We start from the raw sequence: 905 nt of genomic DNA on the forward strand, positions 1-905 counted from the left end.
TATCGACGTCGATCGAAGCGCCCTGCCCGATTTCGACATCGATGACGTCGAGCCCTTCGGCCTCGACCAAATGGCGCGCGCCTGTATCGCCTTCGAGCTGCGCGACGGCGGCAAAGAGCGACCGCGGCAGCAGCACCGGGTTGCCGCGTTTGCCGTGATGCGCCGCGCGCACCACGGCGCGGCCCCCGGATCGGCGGAACGCATCGATCAGGCTATCGAGATCCTTAGACGAGATACCAGGCATGTCGCCGAGCACGATCATGGCGCCGGCCGCGTCGGGCGCGACCCGCGCGATGCCCGCCTTAAGCGACGAGGCCAACCCGTCGGCGAAGTCCGGATTGTGGGCAAGCGTGATATCGAGACCTGAGAGCGCCGAGCGCACCCGCTCGCGCTGATGGCCGGTGACGACGATGGCGTTGGCCGCTTTCGATCCCAGCGCCCGCTCGGCGGTGCGCCGCACCAGCGGCTTGCCGTCGAACAGCGCCAGCAGTTTGTTCGGCCCGCCCATGCGGCTGGAGCGCCCGGCGGCGAGAAGCACGATGTCGACCCTCGGCTCCGCTTTTGCCGACTGCGACGGCAGCGGCTCGCGCGGCTGCGGCCTGGACGGGATTTCCATCAACAGGCCTCCGACGCCCATGCCGGCAATGTCGCCCGCCGTCACGTCAAGCCCGGCGATCAGCCGGTCCAGCACCCAGTCGAAACCGTTTTCCTTCGGGCTGCGGGCACAGCCGGGCGCGCCGATGACGCGCTTGCCGTCGAGCGTACCGAGCACCAGCAGATTGCCGGGATCGACCGGCATGCCGGCTCGAATGACTTTGCCGCCCGCCTTCTCGATCGCGGCAGGGATGACATCGGCGAAATCGGCCAGCGCCGAGGCGCCGAAGATCACCACCATGTCGTTGTCG

1 protein-coding gene is annotated in these 905 nt (G+C 68.6%); it reads right to left on the reverse strand.

Annotated features, from left to right (window positions below):
• A partial coding sequence (locus tag EOA75_RS33320) for an NTP transferase domain-containing protein (RefSeq protein WP_164747782.1) occupies window positions 1–905 on the reverse strand: 905 nt, incomplete at both ends.

Origin of the sequence: Mesorhizobium sp. M1A.F.Ca.IN.022.07.1.1 (assembly GCF_003997575.1) — a bacterium.
In the GTDB taxonomy this organism is placed as follows: Bacteria; Pseudomonadota; Alphaproteobacteria; order Rhizobiales; family Rhizobiaceae; genus Mesorhizobium.